Source organism: Halomonas eurihalina (genome assembly GCF_008274785.1).
In the GTDB taxonomy this organism is placed as follows: Bacteria; Pseudomonadota; Gammaproteobacteria; order Pseudomonadales; family Halomonadaceae; genus Halomonas; species Halomonas eurihalina.
Map to the genome: position 1 here is coordinate 1 of NZ_VTPU01000044.1, position 1102 is coordinate 1102.

At 59.1% G+C, this 1102-nt stretch carries 2 protein-coding genes; one reads left to right on the plus strand and one right to left on the minus strand.

Going from position 1 to position 1102, the window contains the following annotated elements:
• Nucleotides 1-177: 177 nt before the first annotated feature.
• Complete coding sequence (locus FZZ93_RS18655; RefSeq protein ID WP_281290390.1) at nt 178-642, minus strand: cold-shock protein; 465 nt, start codon at nt 640-642, stop codon at nt 178-180.
• A gap of 136 nt (nt 643-778) precedes the next feature.
• Here FZZ93_RS18655 and FZZ93_RS18165 point away from each other — a divergent pair, with 136 nt between their 5' ends.
• Complete coding sequence (locus tag FZZ93_RS18165; protein ID WP_149323700.1) at nt 779-1024, plus strand: SlyX family protein; 246 nt, start codon at nt 779-781, stop codon at nt 1022-1024.
• Nucleotides 1025-1102 lie beyond the last annotated feature (78 nt).

Consider the following 1102-nt stretch of genomic DNA (forward strand, 5'->3'; position numbering starts at 1 on the left):
AGGGAAGAGGGAAGAGGGAAGAGGGAAGAGGGAAGAGGGAAGAGGGAAGAGGGAAGAGGGAAGAGGGAAGACAGGCTGGCCCCAGGGTTTGGAGCGTCAAGGATTTTCTTCCCTCTTGAGGCGCGAAGCGCCGTTCTTCCCTCTTCCGGCCCGGACGAGGTCCGGGCGTCTTTACCTTTAGGTAATGACGGTGACATCGTCGGCCTGCAACCCCCGCTCATTGCGCGACACCTGATACTTCACCTTCTGACCCTCGGCCAGGGTGCGGTGTCCACGCCCACGGATGGCACGGAAGTGCACGAACACATCCTCGCCGCTGTCACGCGTGATGAAACCGTACCCCTTATTGACATTGAACCACTTGACCTCGCCGATCTCGCGATCATCGTCCTCGACCTCGGCCAGATTGACCAACTGAGGCGTCAGGGCGTTGACTGCCAGGGTAGCGATCAGCAACAGGACGAAAACCGCCAGGGCCACGGCCAGATAGACGGCACCCACGCCTCCTATCTCGAGACTGGCGAATATCTCTCTGGACATGGGGCCACCGGCAAGATGCACGAACAAGGCCACCAATAGCGGTGACGGCGCGGCCAGCAACAGGCTGATGAGACTGCAACGCAACACGACCTTTCGATTCATAAACTTCTGATGCTCTCTTTGTCGTAATAGAAAGGAAGGAACAACACGGAACGAGGCACTATACGACGTGACACGCCGCCCCCGAACCGAGACCGATGCCACGGTGAACGGTGGCATTCAGCACAAGGATTCTATCATGAACCAAAATGACACGCCTTCCGATCTCCAGGCCCGACTGACCGCCCTGGAAAGCCGCTACGCCTATCAGGAAGACTGGCTGGATACCCTGGACCGCGCCGTGGCGCAGCAGGAACAACGCCTGGCACAGCTCGAGAGACTCAACGAATTGATGCAGCGCAAGCTACGCGACCAGCAGCACGCCCTGCAGGAAAACGACGCGGCGTCACCCCGCCCCGAAGACGAGATGCCGCCGCATTACTAGTCGAGCTACGAGCTACGAGCTACGAGCTACGAGCTACGAGCTACGAGCTACGAGCTACGAGCTACGAGCTACGAGCTA

What these genes read in the sequence shown, in the direction of transcription:
- FZZ93_RS18655 (WP_281290390.1), bottom strand. Translation starts at nt 642, where the DNA reads ATGAATCGAAAGGTCGTGTTGCGTTGCAGTCTCATCAGCCTGTTGCTG.
- FZZ93_RS18165 (WP_149323700.1), top strand. Translation starts at nt 779, where the DNA reads ATGAACCAAAATGACACGCCTTCCGATCTCCAGGCCCGACTGACCGCC.